The following is a 17,862-nucleotide window of genomic DNA, read 5'->3' on the forward strand; positions in this document are numbered from 1 at the left end:
CAGAGCTCGCTCCTACGTGGCGTGCGTTGGCGCCACGCCGTAGGTTGGCGCCGAGCGCAGCGAGGCCCAACACAACAATGTTCGGCCGTGGCAGGTGCTCCTTGTGGGAGCGGCTTCAGCCGCGAAAGCCTCTCCGCCAGCACAAGGCTACGAGTGGCCGGATATTCCCTCGCGAATGAATTCGCTCCCACGAGATGGGCAGGGACCTGTAGGGGCGACTTCAGTCGCCAAGCAGGCCGCAGGACTGCCCCAGCTCCGAGTATCCATGCGACTCCGCTGGTGGATGAAAAGAGCGCCATCCACCCTACACACCGGTTGGTACCGTGGGTTCGAATTGGGCACGGCGCCGTAGGTTGGCGCCGAGCGCAGCGAGGCTTAACGCAGCGATGTAGCGACCGCCTGAGCCTCAGCAGAGCGTCATGGCCGCCAGGCAGGCACGGTTGCGGCCTTCCTGCTTGGCCCGGTAGAGCAGCTTGTCACAGCGCTCCACCAGGTCGTGGGCACGTTGCAGGCCCGCGCCACTGGAGAGCGAGGCGCCCAGGCTGATGGTGTGGTGGCGCACGCCATCCGGGCGATTGAGGTGCTCCATGTCCAGCCCCGCCACCTGCACCCGCAGGCGCTCGGTGATGGTTTCCAGCTCGGCCTGGCTGCTGACCTGCAGCAGGACGACGAACTCCTCCCCGCCGTAGCGGAAGACCTTCGCCTGGCCGTCGCGCAGGGTGTGCACCAGGCTGTCGACGACCTCGCGCAGGCAGCGGTCGCCGGCCAGGTGGCCGTAGTGGTCGTTGTACGGCTTGAAGTAGTCGATGTCCGCCAGCAGCAGCGCGAAGGGCCGGCCGTGCAGACTCATCTGCTGCCAATACTCCTCCAGCACGCGATCGAAGGCACGACGGTTGCCGACTCCGGTGAGCGCGTCGGTGCTGGCCAGCTCGTGCAGGCGGCCGTTGAGTGTGGCCAGCTCGGCGCGTTGGCGGCGCGCTTCCTCATCGGCGAGAAAGGCCTGGCGCACGCCACGGATGGTGGTCCAGCTGATGAACAGGCTGAAGATCGCCACCGGCAGGTAGACCAGGGTGAAGATCAGCAGCGCCTTGGTGTCACCCGGGTGGATCAGCGCGACGTTGTAGAGGATCACCCCGGAGATCACCAGCGAGCAGGCCAGGATGCCCTTGAACGAATAGCGCACCCCCAGGTTGCCCAGCACGATGAACACCACCGAGGCATAGAGGAAGGTCGCGACGTCGGGCGAATCACTGCGCTTGAGCAGCTCGAACCAGGCGACGGTGGAAACGATGTCATGCAGCGGCATGAGCATGTCCATCAACAGCACGCTGCGGCTGTAGCGGAACACCAGGAAGATGTTCAAGAGCCCCACCAGGCTCAGCAGGCCCCGGGTGACCAGCGACTCCATGGCCATGTCCGGGATCAGCAGCGCGTCGGCCAGCACGTAGGAGTCGTAGGCGATCATCGCGATGAAGTTGATCGCCAGCAGAAAGCCCCGGTAGTGCGTGAGCACAAAGGCCTTGTAGGCCGGCTCGAGCACGGCGGGGATGCGCCCGCGCAGGGGCCGGATCGGGACTGTCGGGGTCGCGGGAAGTGTCATGGGGCACTGAGCCTGGGCTGACGCCGGGACGGCGGTCATGGCAGTTGGCCAGTCTAGGGAGGCGCAGGACCGCCGTCTACTGGGGCGAGAATCGTTCCGCCCATGCCCGCACCCCGCCCCTTACTCCAGCAAGGACAGCACCACCCCGACCTGCGGCTCCAGCTGGCCCCGCAACGCCGCCAGGTAACGCTCGCGCACCACCGGGGCGCCGTGGCCGTACTCGAAGATCAGCCACGAGCGGGCGAAGCCGTTGAAGGCCTGCCAGCGCTCGGCGAGCGTGCGGGCGAATGCCGCCGCCCCCCACAGCTGGTGCAGGCGCTTGCCCTCGTTGGGGGCGAAGAAGAACACCGGCTTCGGCCCCGGCAGCCCAACCGGCAGCGCCTGGCGCTGGTCCCAGTGGGAGGCACCGACCTGGCAGCTGTAGCGCAGCCCCGCCTGCAGGTGAGTGTGCAGGCGAGCGAGCAACGGGCTGTTGCCCGCCAGGTCGATGACCATCGACGGTACCTCGCCGGGCAGCGACTCCACCTCGCCATACTCCAGCACCCGGTCATAGCAGCCCAGCCCGGCGGCGAAGGCGCGGTTGGCCGTCGAGGACAGGCCGATCACCTCGTAGTCCTGGCCCCGCTCTCCACGCAGCCGGCTGAGCAGGTAGGCCAGGCTGATGGCGGTCTTCGACGAGGCGCTGGTGATGATCACCTGCTTCGCCCCGAAGGCCTGGTTGCCGGCGACGAACTCGTCGAGCAGGAAGGCCGTGGTGAACAACGGCCGCAAGAGCATCTGCGGGGCCTCGCTGTCGTCGCTGTAGAGCGGGTCGGTGGCGCAGTTCAGGTAATGGTTGTAGATGGCCGGCAGGCCCTGGCGATGGGCGATGACATCGGTGAAACCCTGGGCATCGACCCGCCCAGGCTCCATCACCACATGGCTGGCCATGGGGTAGTAGCCGTAGAAGCGCTCGCCCTGGGCGACGCCTTCGCAGCGCGATCGCAGCACCACCGCGAACCCCCAGACCGGGATCAGCCCATGGCCTTCCACCGTGGGGAAGAAGCGCTAGTAACCCATGGCATCGCCCAGCGCCGCATAGCTGACGTTGTTGGCGGTGAAGGCGAAGCGCTCGACGCCCAGCAGCACCTGCCCCGCGTCCAGCTCGACGGCCAGTTCGCGGCGGTGGGACTGGCAATCATCCAGCTGCGTGCGGTTGATCCGCAGTTCCTGATAGGTGCTCATGGGCGGTTCCTCGTGGGGGTGGGCGACCAGCGGATGGCCAGTCTAGAAAGGCCCCCGGAGCGCGTCCAGCCGCTGCCCCGGATCAATCAGCCGCTGAATGACGTGCACGCGAGGCGGCCGCATGTCCCTGGAAAAACTCTGGTGGCGGCCACGGCCAGCCTCTAGCATGGCTGCTTCATCCGCAGGAGCACTCCCATGAAGCTTTGCGCCGCACAACTCTCGTCGATCACGGGCGACATCGAAGGGAACATCGGCAGGCATGCCGCCTTCATCCGCCAGGCGGTGGCACAGGGCGCGGCGTTGATCGTGTTTCCCGAACTCTCGCTGACCGGCTACGCCCCGTCCCTGGCGCGGGAGCTGGCGACCACGCCGGACGATCCGCGCCTGGATGCTCTGCAATGGCTCAGCGACGAGCACGACCTGGTCATCTGCGCGGGGCTGCCGGTCACCGGGGCGCAACTGCCGCGCATCGGCATGGTGATCTTCCGGCCCCGGCAGGCGCGCAGCCTCTACTGCAAGCAGCGCCTGCACGCCGACGAGCTGCCCTGGTTCAGCCCCGGCGAGGGCCAGGCGCTGATCCACCTGGGCGAGCACCGCCTGGCGCCGGCCATCTGCTACGAATCCATGCTCCCCGAGCACGCCGACGAGGCCGTCGCGGTGGGCGCCGACTGCTACCTGGTCAGCGTCGCCAAGTCCGCTGCCGGCATCGCCGCCGGGCAGCAGCACTACCCCGAAGTGGCTCGCCGCCACGCCATGCCGGTGCTGATGAGCAACTGCATCGGCACGGTGGAAGACTTCGTCACCGCCGGCCAATCCGCCGCCTGGAACCGCCAGGGCGAGTGCCTGGGCACCCTCGTCGATGGGCAGGAAGGCCTGGTGCTGCTGGAGCTGGAACGCGAACGCGTCGAGATCGTTACCGGCCTCTGATGCTCCCGCTGCGGAGCGTGCAACAACCCTCTTTCAAACAAGGGCATTCCCATGTTCATCAGGAAGCTGATGCTTCTCGTCGCCGTTTCACTGTCGCTGCCGCAAACCGCCGTGGCCGGGGAGTACACGCCCATCATCGAGCGCATCGACGCCGAGGTCCGCGCCAATGCGCAATGGTCCCAGGAGGCCGAACAATGCCCGGCCGACCTGATGCCCGGGCACCGGGCACTGGAAATCGACGCCCGTGACTGCAATACCGCCGACCAGCTGGATGGCTGCCTCGCCCGCTGCACCGCCGGGGACGCCTACTCCTGCCTGCGCACGGCCGTAACCCTGCAGCAACTCGGCGGCGACCCCGCCGGCTTCGAACCCCTGTACCAGCGCGCCTGCAAGCTGGGCGCGCCCTCCGGCTGCACCAACCACGCCGCCGGGCTGTACCGCGCCGACATGCAGAACGAGCGCGTGCAAGCCTGTGCCGCCCGCAGCTTCACCAAAGCCTGCGACCAGGACGACCCCTGGGCCTGCACCATGCTCGGCATGTACCTGGCTCGCGGCATCGGCGTGGAGCAGGACCTGCCAAAGGCCCTGGAGGTGCTGAAGAAATCCTGCAAGTACGGCGAGGAAGACCCCGCCTGCAGCAACGCCCTGCAGCTCGGCGCGAGCATCAGGAAGACGCTGGATGAGGCCAGGACGACCGAATGACGCTGTCTTTCGTCTGCCCACAACAGCATGGGTTTCGCTTCGCTCCACGCCATCCTGCGGGGGTGGCGCAGGTAGCTCGCACTCACTCGCTGGGCAGTTGCCGGCCATGCTTGGCGCCGAGCGTGGTGACGTAGTCCACATCCTCCTCGCACAGCTGGTAGCCGGCCATGTAGGCGTCCCGGTCGATGTCCGCGCCTTCGCCGGCGGCGTAGCGGGCCTCGTCATAGGCGGGCAGTTGGTAATGGGCGAGGAACTCGGTGATCAGCGCCTCGCGCCGGGCATCGCCAACGTCATAGCCGCCGTCGTAGAACAGCCGGTCGATGCAGGACGCGGCGCCCTGGTAGCGCGACTGGGCCGCGTCGAGGGTGGCCGCCGACACGAAGGCGGGCAGCAACAAGAGGCCGATCGACAGCAACGAGGAGCGCAGCGCCATGGGGGAGTCCTTTCAGTGAGGGTGATGAAGGCGGCACCCTAGCAGGCGCCGCAGGAACTCACCGTGAAACCGGTCCCCTTCCCTTCAGCGCCTCGGCGAACTTCCAGCAGGCGAACGCCGCCAGCAGCAGGCCGACCACGGCGAGCACCGCACCGGCATTGCCCACCTGGCGCAGGGCGATGTGCTGGCTGACCAGGCTGCCCAGCAGCGCGCCGCCGCCGATACCGACGTTGTACAGGCCGGAGAACAGCGCCATGGCCACGTCCGTGGCATCCGAGGCCAGACGCAGCACGCTGGATTGCTGGGCCAGGCCGAAGCACATGATCGCCATGCCCCAGAGCAGGCTCATGCCCAGCAGCCAGCCATGGTGCTGGGCCAGCGGCAGGAGCAGCAGCAAGCTCGCCGCCAGGATGCCCACCGCCACGAGCAGCAGGCCCCGGGGGAAGCGGTCGCTGTAGCGGCTGAAGAGGATCGAGCCGAAGACACCCGCCCCGCCGGAGAGCAACAGCAGCACGGTGGTCATCTGCCCGCTCATGCCCGCCACGTCGCGGGAGAAGGGCTCGATGTAGCTGTAGGCGGTGAACTGTGCGGTGATCACCAGCACGGTGAGCACGTAGAGCGCCACCAGCGGCGGGCGCTTGAGCAGCATGGGCAGGCTGCGCAGGGAGCCGGAGTTCTGGCTCGGCAGCAGCGGCAGGGTGCGCGCCAGGCACAACGCCGTGAGCACCGCCAGGCCGGCGATGGCCAGGAAGGTGGTGCGCCAGCCCAGGGCCTCGCCCACCACGCGGCCGAGGGGGATGCCCAGGACCATCGCCATGATGGTGCCGGTGGCCAGCAACCCCAGCGCCTTGGCCTGCTTGCCCGGCGGCGCCACGCGCACCGCCAGCGAGGCGGTGATCGACCAGAACACCGCATGGGCGAAGGCGATGCCGATGCGGCTGAGCATCAGCACGCCGAAGCTCCAGGCCACGCTGGACAGCAGGTGGCTGGCGATGAACAGCACGAAGACGAACACCAGCAGCTTGCGCCGCTCGATGTTGCGGGTCAGCAGCATCAGCGGCAGCGAGGCCAGGGTCACCACCCAGGCGTAGAGCGTCAGCATCAGGCCGACCTGGGCGGTGGGCATCTCGAAGCTGCGGCCGATGTCGCTGAGCAGCCCCACCGGGACGAACTCGGTGGTGTTGAAGATGAAGGCGGCCAGGGCCAGGGCGATCACGCTCAGCCAGCTGCCGGCGCGGGGTTCGGGGGATGGGTCGAGAGCGGGACGTTCAGGGCTCAAGGGCTGTTCCGGGGCTGTGGCTGGAGTCGGGACAGGGTCGATGCGCCTCCACCGCGCATGCCAGTGACCACCCGGGAAGCAAGGCAAGGGGCGGACGGCTGCGGCGGGGTTTGTTGTTGGAATGGGAGGGGGTACGGCCTGGAAGCGGCGATTCTACGCCTCCAGCGGCCCTGGCACCACGGCGGATGACCGATGGGTCGCCGGAGTGGACCGGCGAGTGGTGGGAGCGGTTTCAACCGCGATGCCTGGCACGGCATCTTTCGCGAATGAATTCGCTCCCACGGTGAAGTCGCCTGCGGCACGGAGTGGCGAGCAGACCGCGCCATGCCACCGCACGGGCATGACCGTTGTGCAGGGTGGAGGTCGCTCTTTACCTCCACCAGGCGGAGTCGAACCCGGCACGCCGGTGTGCATGGGCGCGCGCTTCGATGGGTTTCGCTTGCGCGCGGAACACCGCCGACCGGCCCTGCGAAAGCCGATGACCACGGAGCAGATCGCATAAAACGCTTGTCAGAGCTCCTGGGTTCCCGCTATTACGCGAATCCACCTTTTTGCGGAGCGCCGGGCGGCCGTGCCGACGGCACACCCCCGACGCGCCACACGACCGCCGGAGCCACGACGCGTTCAGCGCCCGGCGCTCATCACCCCGATGCGGGGGCCGAGCGGCCCGCCCGACATCGCTTTTCATGGAATAGAGAATGCCCCCGAGACACGTAGTCAACGCCGAAGTCAGCCCCAAGGGCAGCCTGGAAACCCTCTCACAGCGCGAAGTGCAGCAACTGAGCGAAGCCGGTTCCGGCAGCATCTACACGCTGTTCCGCCAGTGCGCCCTGGCCATCCTCAACACCGGCGCACAGATCGACAACGCCAAGACCATCCTCGATGCCTACAAGGACTTCGAGGTGCGCATCCACCAGCAGGACCGCGGTGTGCGCCTGGAACTGCTCAACGCCCCGGCCGATGCCTTCGTCGACGGCGAGATGATCGCCAGCACCCGCGAGATGCTCTTCAGCGCCCTGCGCGACATCGTCTACGCGGCCAGCGAACTGGACAGCCTGCGCATCGACCTGGAGAGCTCCCAGGGCATCACCGACTACGTCTTCCACCTGCTGCGCAACGCGCGCACGCTGCGCCCAGGCGTGGAGCCGAAGATCGTCGTGTGCTGGGGCGGCCACTCCATCAGCACCGAGGAATACAAGTACACCAAGCGCGTCGGCCACGAGCTGGGCCTGCGCAGCCTCGACATCTGCACCGGCTGCGGCCCGGGCGTGATGAAGGGCCCGATGAAGGGCGCCACCATCAGCCACGCCAAGCAGCGCATCGTCGGCGGCCGCTACCTGGGCCTGACCGAGCCGGGGATCATCGCCGCCGAGGCGCCCAACCCCATCGTCAACGAACTGGTGATCCTGCCGGACATCGAGAAGCGCCTGGAGGCCTTCGTCCGCGTCGGCCACGGCATCATCATCTTCCCCGGCGGCGTGGGCACGGCGGAGGAGTTCCTCTACCTGCTGGGCATCCTCATGCACCCGGACAACCGCGAGCTGCCCTTCCCCGTCATCCTCACCGGCCCGCGCAGCGCCGAGCCCTACCTGCAGCAGCTGCACGCCTTCGTCGGCGCCACCCTGGGCGAGGATGCGCAGAAGCGCTACCAGATCATCATCAACGACCCGGCCGAAGTGGCGCGGCAGATGGCCCAGGGGCTGAAGGACGTGAAGCGTTTCCGCCGCGAGCGCAACGACGCCTTCCACTTCAACTGGCTGCTGAAGATCGACGAAGGCTTCCAGCGCCCCTTCGACCCGACCCACGAGAACATGGCCGCCCTGCAGCTCAGCCGCTCGCTGCCGCCCCACGAACTGGCCGCCAACCTGCGCCGCGCGTTTTCCGGCATCGTCGCCGGCAACGTCAAGGACAAGGGCATCCGCCTGATCGAGGAACACGGCCCCTACGAGATCCACGGCGATGCGCAAGTGATGCAGCCGCTGGACCGCCTGCTCCAGGCCTTCGTCGAACAGCACCGCATGAAGCTTCCCGGCGGCGCGGCCTACGTGCCCTGCTACCGGGTGGTGGAAAGCTCGCCCACGCGGACGAACGCGTAGCCCGTTCAGGGGTTCCCCGCGTTCGCGGGGATGACGGCTTGCCTGGGGCTTCCCCTCACCTCGTCACCCTCGCGAACGCGGGGGTCCACTTGGCGTCCGGAACGGGGCGGCGGCTCAGCCCTGGACGAACACCAGGGCCTTGAGCCCGCCTTCCGGGTCCACGTCCGCAAATTCCGGCGGATTGGCCAGGCGCTCGCGGAAGCGCAGAGCGGGCGCCTCCTCGGCCATGGTGCGGACGATGAAGTCGGCCCCGGTAGCCGGGTCGTTGACGCAGGCGAGCACCTGGCCGCCCTCGGCCAGCAGCTCAGGCAGGCGGCGGAGGATCTTGCGGTAGTCGCGGTCCAGCTCGAAGCTGCCCTTCTGGAAGGACGGCGGGTCGATGATCACCAGGTCGTACGGCCCGCACTTCTTGACCTTGCCCCAGGACTTGAACAGCTCGTGGCCGAGGAACATGACCCGGCTCGTGTCGTGGCCGTTCAGGCGGTGGTTGTTGCGGCCCCGGCTCAGGGCCGCGCGGGCCATGTCCAGGTTGACCACCGCCTCGGCACCGCCGGCGAGAGCCGCCACGGAAAAACCGCAGGTGTAGGCGAAGAGGTTCAGCACGCGCTTGCCGGCGGCCTGCTCGCGGACCCAGCGGCGCCCGTAACGCATGTCGAGGAACAGGCCGATGTTCTGGTTGCGCATCAGGTCCAGGCGGTAGGCCAGCCCGTCCTCGTGCATGGTCCACTGCTCCACCGCCTCGCCCCAGAGCAGCTCGGTGTCGCTGCCCGGCAGGTAGCGCAACTGCAACAGCAGGCTGCGCACCGGTGCGGCGCGCCAGGCTTCGCTGGCCACCAGTCCGGCGAGCATCGCCTTGAGGTTGTCCAGCGCCCCGGCTTCCGGCTCGCGGAACAGTGCCACCTGGACCACGCCCTCCAGCCAGTCCACCACCAGGTGCTCCAACCCCGGCCAGCGGCGGCCTCGCCCATGGAACAGGCGGCGCGTCTCGGCGGGCAGATCGCCCAGGGCGGCGGTCAGCTGGAGGCGAAGGGTTTCGATGGCGTCGGGGGTCATGGCGGTGCGGGTCCTGGTTCCGGGGCGCGGCATTCTAACCGCAGCGCTGCTAGGCTGCCTGTGTCCCGACTCTGCGGAGGTTTTCTCGCGCCCATGGTCACAACCATGACGTTCCCGTGTCATCGTCGAGCCCGACAAGCATGAACAGGCCGCCTCCCGTGGACAGCAACCAGGGCCATATCCAGGCGCGGCGCCTGGCGTTCGGCTTCACCGCGCTGGTGATACTGGCGATCATCGCCATGGAGACCTGGCAGGTCTGGAAGGCCCACGAGCAGGAATACCGTCGCGCCGAAGTCAACGCCACCAACGTCACCAGCGCCGCCGCCCAGCATGCCCGCGATGCCGTGCGCCAGGCCGACGCGTTGCTGGTCGGGCTGATCGAACGGGTCGAGTGGGATGGCATCGACAAGCTGCAGGTGGATCGCATGCGCAGCCTGATGAAACGCCAGCAGCGCTTCCTGCCCCAGTTGCACGGCCTGTTCATCTACGACAAGGACGGCAACTGGCTGGTGACCGACAAGGACAGCATCCCCGCCGGCGCCAACAACGCCGACCGCGAGTACTTCATCCACCACCGCGAGCGAGCGGACAACGACCTGTACATCGGCAAGGCCATCTACAGCCGCTCGACCGGCGACCTGGTGATCCCCGTCTCGCGACGCATCGACAACCCCGACGGCAGCTTCGGCGGCGTCGCCCTGGCGACCCTGCGGGTGAGCTACTTCGTGCGGTTCTACGAGAGCTTCGATGTCGGCGACGCCGGCATCATCATCCTCGCCCTGCAGGACGGCACGCTGCTGGTACGACGCCCGTTCCTGCCCGACGCCATCGGCGCCAGCCTGGCCAAGGGCCTGGTGTTCAGCGAACTGCTACGCCAGGCCCCGGCCGGCACGGCGATCTTCCATGGCCAGGTGGACGGCATGGAGCGGCTGTTCAGCTACCGCCAGTTGGCCGACTACCCGCTGGTGGTGGAAACCGGCATCTCCACCCGCTCCATCACCGCGCCCTGGCTCGACCAGGTCGCGCGCTCGGCCATGGTGGTGGTGGCGATGATCGTTGGCCTGGTGCTGTTCGCCCAGGCCCTGATCCGCCGCATCGAATCCGGCGCCCTGGCCGAAGAGGAACTGCGCCTGGCCCACGATGCCCTGGAGCAACTGGCGATGGTCGACGGCCTCACCGGGCTGGCCAACCGCCGCCGCCTCGACGCCGTGCTGCCCATAGAGGCGAGCCGTGCCCGCCGCCAGGGCACGCCGCTGGGCATCGTCATGTTCGATATCGATCACTTCAAGCGCTACAACGACCGCTACGGCCACCCCGCCGGCGACCAGTGCATCAAGGCCGTGGCCCAGGTGGTGGCCGCCTTCGCCCGCCGCCCCGGCGACCTGGCGGCCCGCTACGGCGGCGAGGAAATGACCTTGTTGCTGCCCAACAGCAACGAGGCCAACACCCGCGCCATCGCCGAACAGGTGTGCCTCGCCGTGCGCGAACTCGGCATCCGCCACGAAGGCAGCGAGCTGGGCCTGGTGACCCTCAGTGCCGGCATCCATGCCTACGACCCCAGCCCCAACGACGGCACCCCGGACGGCCACCTGCTGCGCGCCGCCGACGAAGCCCTCTACAGCGCGAAGGCCGCCGGCCGCGACCGCGTGCACCCACCGGAAACCCAGCCCGCGGCCTGACCCCGGCCGAGACCGTCGGCCACGTACCATCGTCCAGGGGGCCGGATGCGACCGCCTCAAGGCGCCCCCTTCAGCTTTTCCCGCTCCCCGCCGATAATCATCCAGCCGCTACGCTTGATCCCATGAAGGGCGCGGTTGCCCACCTGGCACCCCAGAACGAACCATAACGAACCGGGAGTCGTCCCCATGCTTCTACGCCGCATGAAGATCGCGCCGCGCGCCATCCTCAGCTTCTCCCTCGTCACCCTGCTGGTGATCCTGCTCGGGCTCTTCGCCCTGCACCAGATGAAAGGCATCCGCGCCTCCACCGTGATGCTCAATGAAGACAGCATGCCCAGCTACGCGGCACTGGGCACGATCAACGAGAAGATGCTGCGCCTGCGCATCGTCTCCTTCCGCATCCTGGTGGACCGCGAGCCCGAGCTGCTGCGCGCCACCAGCCAACGCGAGGCAGAACTCACCAGCCAGCTGCACCAGGCCCAGGAGGTGTACGAGAAGCTGGTGGACGATGGCGAGGAAGCGGCCCAGTACGCCCGATTCAAACGGGTGCTGGCGGACTACTACCGGGTCAACGACAAGCTGATGCAGCTCTCCGAGGCCGGCCAGCTCGAGGAGCTGCGCGCGCTGCTGGGTGGCGAATACAAGAAGCTCTCCGACGAGCTGGGCGTGCAGCTGGAAACCCTGATGAAGATCAACCAGCGCAACGCCGCCGAGACGGAGCAGCACGCCATCGACCAGTACGACAACGCGGTGCTGGTAGTCAGCGCGGTGATGATCCTCGCCGCACTGCTCACCGGCATCCTCGCCCTGGTGCTCACCCGCAGCATCGTCACGCCGCTGGACGAGGCCATGAAGGCCGCCGAGACCGTCGCCACCGGCAACCTCACCGAACGCATCGAGGTCCACGGCAGCGACGAGCCGGCACTGTTGCTCGGCTCCCTGCGCACCATGCAGCAGAGCCTGAAGAGCACCATCGAGCACATCGCCCGCTCCTCCGACCAGCTGGCCTCCGCCGCCGAGGAACTCAACGCGGTGACCGAGGACTCCAGCCGCGGCCTGCACCAGCAGAACCAGGAAATCGAGCAGGCCGCCACCGCCGTCAACCAGATGACCACCGCCGTGGACGAGGTCGCCCGCAACGCCGTAGCCACCTCCGAGGCCTCGCGCGACTCCGACCGCACCGCGCGCGGCGGCCAGGACCAGGTCAACCGCACCGTCGACTCCATCAGCGACCTGGTCCGCGATGTCGGCGAGACCTCCGGCCAGGTCGAGGAACTGGCCGGCAAGGTGCAGGGCATCAGCAAGGTGCTCGACGTGATCCGCGCCATCGCCGAACAGACCAACCTGCTGGCGCTCAACGCCGCCATCGAGGCCGCCCGTGCCGGCGATGCCGGGCGCGGTTTCGCCGTGGTGGCCGACGAGGTGCGCGCCCTCGCCCATCGCACCCAGCAGTCGACCCAGGAAATCGAGCAGATGATCGGCGGCATCCAGCAGGGCACCAACCAGGCGGTCGACGCCATGCAGCACAGCAGCCAGCGCGCCCGCGCCACCCTGGAGATGGCCCGCGCCGCCGGCCAGGCGCTGGACACCATCACCGAAGCCATCAGCCACATCAGCGAACGCAACCTGGTGATCGCCAGCGCGTCCGAGGAACAGGCCCAGGTGGCCCGGGAAGTGGACCGTAACCTGGTCAACATCCGCGACCTGGCCCAGCAGACCGCCGCCGGCGCCCACCAGACCAGCGCCGCGAGCCAGGAACTCTCGCGCCTGGCCGTGGACCTCAATGGCCTGGTCTCGCGCTTTCGCGTATGACTCCCGGCGCCTGCGCGAGCCCATCGCGCAGGCGTTCCATTACCGCGCATGCGTACAAGCCGCCCGCCCGCCGACCTGCAAGGCTGGCGGGCCACAACTGCTCCCCCGCCGCTTCGATTGAGGAATTCCGTGCATGAACCGCAGCGAAATGCGCCGCGTGGACCTGAACATGCTGATCGTCTTCGAGACGCTGATGCACGAGCGCAACCTGACCCGCACCGCCGAGAAACTATTCCTCGGCCAGCCGGCGATCAGCGCCGCCCTGTCGCGCCTGCGCGACTATTTCAATGACCCCCTGTTCGTACGCAGTGGCCGCGCCATGGAGCCCACCACCCGCGCGGTGGAAATCCTCCAGCAGCTGCGCCCGGCGCTGGACGCCATGTCCAACGCCCTGAGCCATGCCCATGAATTCGACCCGGCCACCAGCAACATGGTGTTCCGCATCGGCCTTTCCGACGACGTCGAGTGCGGCCTGCTGCCGCCGCTGCTCAACCACCTGCGCGAGGTGGCGCCGAACATCGTGCTGGTGGTGCGCCGCGCCAACTTCCTGTTGATGCCGAGCCTGCTCGCCTCGGGCGAGATCTCCGTCGGCGTCAGCTACACCACCGAACTGCCGGCCAACGCCAAGTGCCGCACCCTGCGGCGCATCCAGACCATGGTGCTACGCGCCGACAAGCGCCCCGAGCCGCTGACCCTGGACGACTACTGCAGCCGCCCCCACGCGCTGATCTCCTTCTCGGGCGATCTGTGCGGCAACATCGACCAGGACCTGGCGCGCATCGGCCGCTCCCGTCGCGTGGTGCTCGCCGTGCCGCAGTTCAACGGCCTGCGTGCCCTGCTGGCCAACTCCGAGGTGATCGCCACCGTGCCCGACTACGCCGCCAGCGAACTGGTGGCCGGCGGCGGCCTGCGTGCCGAGCCGCCGCCCTTCGAGATCGTCCCCGCCAAACTGACCATGGCCTGGCGCGGTGCCCAGGACAACGACTCCGCCGAGCGCTGGCTGCGCACCCAGATCGTGCGCTTCATGAGCGAAGACGGGCTCTGAAGCGAATTAACAACGTTTAACTCGCCCACCGCCCTGGCCTCCCGAACAATCCGCTGACCTCCCGTGCCCATCCGGCCACGGGATCGAACGCGGATCGGGATGATCGCCATGGCCAGTACTCACCAAGACAGCACCTGCGGATACGACCAGCCCGAGGCCGGCTCCGGCGCCTCGGGCGGCCTCGCCCCCTGGCGCGAGCGCCTGGCCAAGCAGATGATCCTCACCCACCTCGCCGAGGGCATCCCGGTCGCCCGCCTGGCCGAAGCCTGCGCCCTCTCCCGCAGCCACTTCGCCCGCGCCTTCAAATGCACCACCGGCATGACGCCCCAGGACTGGCTGCGCCGGCAACGCCTGGCCCGCGCCAAGGAACTGATCCGCAACTCCGACCTCAGCCTAACCCGCATCAGCCTCGAATGTGGCTTCTACGACCAGGCCCACTTCTCCCGCCTGTTCACCCGCGCCGAAGGCGTCAACCCGATGAGCTGGCGGCTGATCGGCGAGTGACGGGCTTTCCCCGTGGGAGCGGCTTCAGCCGCGAGAGACCCGCAGCAGGCACCCGGCAGCGAGTGGCCAGATGATCTGTCGCGAATGAATTGGCTCTGTCTGCGTTAAGTGTTGCTAGAGGATTTGAGCCTGGCTGATTGCCGAGTTTTGCTGATAGTTCCTGTTTCGCCTTGCCGGGCGAGTTCCTTTTAACAATCGCCTTAAAAGGAACCAAAAGCGCTTGCCCCATCATCCGGCCCGACTGCGTCGGGTGCCCTCACTCCATCGCCGCTCCGGGGGCCGGCGCGAAGGGCCATCCATGGCCAGTCGCGCCTCTCGTGGCATCCATGCCACTCGTCCCCCTGCGCAACGACTCCGTTCGGCCTCCTGGAGGGGCGTTGGCGGCTGCTCCAACTTTCCTCCTCCAACGCATCACGACGTGGTGCGCACGGACTTTCGTAGGATGGGTCGGGCGGCGTTCCGCGAGCGAAGCGAAACCCATGCGGTGGCGGTGGCAGAAACCCTTGGACACCCGGAAAGCACCGCGTTTGAGCGCTTGCTTTAAAACCACAACAGCTAACGCCGACAGAGCCAATGAATTCGCCCCCGCGAGACCATGCAACGGTGCGAGGTTCAGCCCTGCTGCGTTGGGCTTCGTACCTCGTCCCAACCTACGGGCCATGAGTTCAATGGGGCATGCCTTGCACCGGCGCGCCGCGCCAGAGGCTCGGGAGGGGCATCGCCAGGCGCCACTCCAGGGCACGCTGGGGGTGCTCGCCGCCATTGCGCAGCTTGTCCAGCGCGTAGGCCCGGGTAGTTTCCAGCAAGCGGTAGCGCACCTGCCCGTACTCCGGCTCCGCCAGCAACAGGGACTTGGCCACCAGGTGGCTGATGGCCTCGTACAGCCGCGTATCGCTGATGCGCTCGCAGCCGATGACCCGCACGGCGCCGTCGAAGGTGAAGGCCTGCTTGAACAGGGCCAGGCGCTGCAGCACGACGCGCTCCAGCGCAGTCAGCAGGTCATGGCTCCAATCCAGGCTGGCACTCAGGCTCTGGTGCCGGGGCACCGCCGTACGCCGCGCATGGGCGAGCAACTGGAGGTGGATGGGGTTGTCCAGCAGCGCCCCAAGGCCGGCCAACCCCAGGCTGTCCACCTGGGCTGCGGCCAGTTCGATGGCCAGCGGCAGGCCGTCGAGGCGGCGGCAGATCTCGCTCACCAGCGGCACGTCACCCGGGCGCAGGCAGAAGCCATCCTGGCGGGCACGGGCTCGGCTGACGAACAGGCGGATGGCGGCGCAGCCCAGGGCTTCCTCCACGGAGCAGTCGGCCGGCGCGGGCGGCACCGGCAGGCCCGCCAGGCGCTGGACGAACTCGCCTTCGGCCAGCAGCGGCTCCCGGCTGGTGGCCAGGATCGACAGGCGCGGCGCACGGCGCAGCAGCCCTTCGGCCAGCAGCGCCGAGGCATCCAGGAGGTGCTCGCAATTGTCCAGCACCAGCAACGCATGACGGCCACGCAGTTGACGGCCGATGTCGGCGACAGGGTCCGATCCCGGGGGCGGGAGGCCGAGTACCGAGGCCAGGCGGCCGGCCACGCCGTTCGGCCCGCAATCGGCCAGGTCGATGAGGTGCACACCGTCCGCGTAGTGCTCCAGCAGCAACTCGGCGACGCGCAGCGCCACGGTGGTCTTGCCCACGCCCCCGGGGCCGGCCAGGGTGAAGAAGCGCCGCTGCGTCAACTCGCGCACCAGGCCCCCCACCAGCCCATCGCGCCCCTCGATGCGGGTCAGTCGCACCGGCAGGTTGTGCGCCGGCCACGCACCCGGCGCCACAACCGGCGCCACGCCTTCGCAGCTCACTTCGGCGACGAAGCTGTAGCCGCGCTGCGGCACGTTGGCAATGAAGCGGCGTCCGTCACGCCCGTCGCCCAGGGCGCGACGCAAGGCGGCGATATGCACCCGCAGGTTGGTTTCCTCCACCACGGTGGTGGGCCAGACGCGGGCGATGATGCAGTCCTTGCCGACCAGTTGGCCGGCGTTCTCCAGCAGCAGCTGGAGGATGTCCAGGGCGCGGCTGCCCAGGTGCAGCGGACGCTCGCCCTCGAGCAGGAGCCGGCGCTGGACGTGGAACCGGAACGTGCCGAAGCACAGGACGGGGTCATCCGGGAAGATGGTGGGGTTGTTCATGTCGCTGTCGTGCCGACGCCGAATGGCCTCGCCCTGCGAACTGCCTGCAGGGCCCCGATCCGGGCCCGTGCACCCTCCTTACGAGAATGCTTCCCATCATCCCAGCCTGGTGTGAAGGAACAATCGCGGCGAGGGGAACGAGACGGCCAAGGCGGTGCCCAGGACGGACACGCGACGGACTGCTAGCTGAACTGCCGGCGGTACTGCGCGGGGCTGAGCCCGAGCTTCTCGGCGAACAGCACGCGCATGTGCCGCACGCTGCCGAAGCCGCTGCGGTAGGCCACGGTCTTCAAGGGCAGGTCACAGGTTTCCAGCAGGCTGCGGGCACGGTCCAGGCGCGCGCCCTGGAGAAACTCCATGGGCGTCATCTTCACCTCGCGGGCGAACACGCGGGAGAAATGCCGGGGGCTCATCGCCGCCAGGGTGGCCATGCGCTCGACGCTGAAGGGCTCCTCCAGATGCTCCAGCACATGGTTCTGCACCCGGGCGATCGGCGAGTCGTCGCCCACCACGCCGGCCGCCAGCGGGCTGAACTGCGCCTGCCCGCCCTGGCGCTGCATCACCACCAGCAGCACCTTGGCCACATCCAGCGCCAGCTTGCGGCCATGGTCCTCGGCGACCACGCCCAGAGCCAGGTCGATGCCGGCGGTGACGCCACCGGAGGTGAGCAGCTTGCCGTCGCGGATATAGATGTGGTCGGTCTCGATCGCCGCTCCCGGACAGCGCCGTGCCAGGCGCTCGATGTAGTGCCAGTGGGTGGTGACCCGACGGCCATCGAGCAGACCGGCCTCGGCGAGGATGAAGGCACCGGTGCAGATCGAGCCATAGCGCCGCGAAGCCTGCGCCGCGCGATTGAGCCAGGGCACCAGGGCACCGTGGCTGTCGTTGTAGGCACCGGGGCCGCCGGGCACCAGCAGCAGGTCGAATTCGGGCTCCACCTCCTCCACCAGCTGGTCGGCCTGCATCGCCAGGCCATTGGAAGCCCGCACGCTACGTTCTCCGCTGGCAAGGGTGACGATGCGGTAGGCCTGCTCCGGCGGCAGGTAGCGGTTGGCGATGGAAAAGACGTCCATGGGGCCTGCGACATCGAGCATCAGCAGGTCGGGGAACAGGAGGATGGCAACGGTCTTCATGCAGCGGCAGGGGGCGTCCGGCGTTTGGAAACGCGCAGTATGAACAGGCGCCGGGAGGCTGTCTGCGAACAATTTCCGGTGGCGCGAGTACGCAGCCGGAGGCTCCACCCTGCCGCCCGTCGGAAGCAACGACTGATGAACGCTGCCGTGGCCAAGCTGAAAAGACTTGTTGCTATTCCCACATCGCCGCCATTCATCCGAATCTCCAGAATG

15 protein-coding genes are annotated in these 17,862 nt (G+C 68.1%); 7 read left to right on the top strand and 8 right to left on the bottom strand.

The genetic code is table 11. The features are described from left to right. Positions 1–406 precede the first annotated feature (406 nt). The 3 genes from WFQ67_RS20170 to WFQ67_RS20180 all read right to left on the bottom strand — a co-directional run bounded on the left by WFQ67_RS20170 (position 407) and on the right by WFQ67_RS20180 (position 2,824). A complete protein-coding gene (locus WFQ67_RS20170; protein WP_337058001.1) occupies positions 407–1,600 on the bottom strand; it encodes a GGDEF domain-containing protein in 1,194 nt (397 codons plus the stop codon). Between the two features lie 120 nt (positions 1,601–1,720). Next, complete coding sequence (locus tag WFQ67_RS20175; protein WP_337058002.1) at positions 1,721–2,632, bottom strand: DUF2855 family protein; 912 nt, start codon at positions 2,630–2,632, stop codon at positions 1,721–1,723. A 15-nt stretch (positions 2,633–2,647) separates the two neighbouring features. Beyond that, positions 2,648–2,824, bottom strand: coding sequence for a hypothetical protein (locus WFQ67_RS20180; protein ID WP_337058003.1), 177 nt, complete (start codon positions 2,822–2,824; stop codon positions 2,648–2,650). A gap of 195 nt (positions 2,825–3,019) precedes the next feature. On the opposite strand from WFQ67_RS20180, the gene WFQ67_RS20185 reads away from it, so the two are divergent. Next, positions 3,020–3,751: a carbon-nitrogen hydrolase family protein gene (locus WFQ67_RS20185; protein ID WP_337058004.1), complete on the top strand. Its 732-nt coding sequence runs from the start codon at positions 3,020–3,022 to the stop codon at positions 3,749–3,751. Between the two features lie 51 nt (positions 3,752–3,802). After that, positions 3,803–4,453: a tetratricopeptide repeat protein gene (locus WFQ67_RS20190; RefSeq protein ID WP_337058005.1), complete on the top strand. Its 651-nt coding sequence runs from the start codon at positions 3,803–3,805 to the stop codon at positions 4,451–4,453. Between the two features lie 82 nt (positions 4,454–4,535). On the opposite strand, the gene WFQ67_RS20195 is transcribed toward WFQ67_RS20190, so the two are convergent. After that, complete coding sequence (locus tag WFQ67_RS20195) at positions 4,536–4,886, bottom strand: hypothetical protein (RefSeq protein WP_337058006.1); 351 nt, start codon at positions 4,884–4,886, stop codon at positions 4,536–4,538. A gap of 58 nt (positions 4,887–4,944) precedes the next feature. Further along, complete coding sequence (locus WFQ67_RS20200) at positions 4,945–6,165, bottom strand: sugar transporter (protein ID WP_213625211.1); 1,221 nt, start codon at positions 6,163–6,165, stop codon at positions 4,945–4,947. Between the two features lie 698 nt (positions 6,166–6,863). Between WFQ67_RS20200 and ppnN the strand changes: the two genes are divergently transcribed. Continuing rightward, positions 6,864–8,261, top strand: a complete 1,398-nt coding sequence (ppnN, locus tag WFQ67_RS20205; protein ID WP_213625212.1) for a nucleotide 5'-monophosphate nucleosidase PpnN — start codon at positions 6,864–6,866, stop codon at positions 8,259–8,261. Between the two features lie 114 nt (positions 8,262–8,375). Here ppnN and WFQ67_RS20210 read toward each other — a convergent pair whose 3' ends face one another. Further along, entirely contained in the window at positions 8,376–9,314 is a 939-nt protein-coding gene (locus WFQ67_RS20210; RefSeq protein ID WP_337058007.1) for a class I SAM-dependent methyltransferase, read from the bottom strand. A 140-nt stretch (positions 9,315–9,454) separates the two neighbouring features. Here WFQ67_RS20210 and WFQ67_RS20215 point away from each other — a divergent pair, with 140 nt between their 5' ends. The 4 genes from WFQ67_RS20215 to WFQ67_RS20230 all read left to right on the top strand — a co-directional run bounded on the left by WFQ67_RS20215 (position 9,455) and on the right by WFQ67_RS20230 (position 14,354). Then, complete coding sequence (locus tag WFQ67_RS20215) at positions 9,455–10,993, top strand: sensor domain-containing diguanylate cyclase (protein ID WP_337058008.1); 1,539 nt, start codon at positions 9,455–9,457, stop codon at positions 10,991–10,993. A gap of 186 nt (positions 10,994–11,179) precedes the next feature. Further along, on the top strand, positions 11,180–12,805 hold the full coding sequence (locus WFQ67_RS20220) for a methyl-accepting chemotaxis protein (RefSeq protein ID WP_337058009.1): 1,626 nt from the start codon (positions 11,180–11,182) through the stop codon (positions 12,803–12,805). A gap of 133 nt (positions 12,806–12,938) precedes the next feature. Then, positions 12,939–13,850, top strand: coding sequence for a LysR family transcriptional regulator (locus WFQ67_RS20225; protein WP_213625216.1), 912 nt, complete (start codon positions 12,939–12,941; stop codon positions 13,848–13,850). Positions 13,851–13,958: 108 nt separating this feature from the next. Continuing rightward, entirely contained in the window at positions 13,959–14,354 is a 396-nt protein-coding gene (locus WFQ67_RS20230) for an AraC family transcriptional regulator (RefSeq protein WP_337058010.1), read from the top strand. A 665-nt stretch (positions 14,355–15,019) separates the two neighbouring features. Here the strand turns inward: WFQ67_RS20230 and WFQ67_RS20235 are convergent. Together WFQ67_RS20235 and WFQ67_RS20240 are read right to left on the bottom strand one after the other, a co-directional pair. Further along, the gene (locus WFQ67_RS20235; protein WP_337058011.1) at positions 15,020–16,516 is read right to left on the bottom strand and encodes an ATP-binding protein; all 1,497 of its coding nucleotides are present in this window, start codon (positions 16,514–16,516) and stop codon (positions 15,020–15,022) included. 182 nt (positions 16,517–16,698) lie between these two features. Continuing rightward, complete coding sequence (locus WFQ67_RS20240; RefSeq protein WP_213625219.1) at positions 16,699–17,649, bottom strand: GlxA family transcriptional regulator; 951 nt, start codon at positions 17,647–17,649, stop codon at positions 16,699–16,701. Positions 17,650–17,862: the final 213 nt, after the last annotated feature.

This window comes from Pseudomonas sp. USHLN015 (assembly GCF_037153275.1).
Classification (GTDB): Bacteria; Pseudomonadota; Gammaproteobacteria; order Pseudomonadales; family Pseudomonadaceae; genus Metapseudomonas; species Metapseudomonas tohonis.

Excerpts from the sequence above, each read along its gene's own strand:
- WFQ67_RS20210 (WP_337058007.1), bottom strand. The coding sequence starts at position 9,314 with ATGACCCCCGACGCCATCGAAACCCTTCGCCTCCAGCTGACCGCCGCC.
- WFQ67_RS20185 (WP_337058004.1), top strand. The coding sequence starts at position 3,020 with ATGAAGCTTTGCGCCGCACAACTCTCGTCGATCACGGGCGACATCGAA.
- WFQ67_RS20170 (WP_337058001.1), bottom strand. The coding sequence starts at position 1,600 with ATGACACTTCCCGCGACCCCGACAGTCCCGATCCGGCCCCTGCGCGGG.
- WFQ67_RS20215 (WP_337058008.1), top strand. The coding sequence starts at position 9,455 with ATGAACAGGCCGCCTCCCGTGGACAGCAACCAGGGCCATATCCAGGCG.
- WFQ67_RS20190 (WP_337058005.1), top strand. The coding sequence starts at position 3,803 with ATGTTCATCAGGAAGCTGATGCTTCTCGTCGCCGTTTCACTGTCGCTG.
- WFQ67_RS20230 (WP_337058010.1), top strand. The coding sequence starts at position 13,959 with ATGGCCAGTACTCACCAAGACAGCACCTGCGGATACGACCAGCCCGAG.
- WFQ67_RS20195 (WP_337058006.1), bottom strand. The coding sequence starts at position 4,886 with ATGGCGCTGCGCTCCTCGTTGCTGTCGATCGGCCTCTTGTTGCTGCCC.
- WFQ67_RS20235 (WP_337058011.1), bottom strand. The coding sequence starts at position 16,516 with ATGAACAACCCCACCATCTTCCCGGATGACCCCGTCCTGTGCTTCGGC.
- WFQ67_RS20220 (WP_337058009.1), top strand. The coding sequence starts at position 11,180 with ATGCTTCTACGCCGCATGAAGATCGCGCCGCGCGCCATCCTCAGCTTC.
- WFQ67_RS20225 (WP_213625216.1), top strand. The coding sequence starts at position 12,939 with ATGAACCGCAGCGAAATGCGCCGCGTGGACCTGAACATGCTGATCGTC.
- WFQ67_RS20180 (WP_337058003.1), bottom strand. The coding sequence starts at position 2,824 with ATGAGCACCTATCAGGAACTGCGGATCAACCGCACGCAGCTGGATGAT.
- ppnN (WP_213625212.1), top strand. The coding sequence starts at position 6,864 with ATGCCCCCGAGACACGTAGTCAACGCCGAAGTCAGCCCCAAGGGCAGC.
- WFQ67_RS20240 (WP_213625219.1), bottom strand. The coding sequence starts at position 17,649 with ATGAAGACCGTTGCCATCCTCCTGTTCCCCGACCTGCTGATGCTCGAT.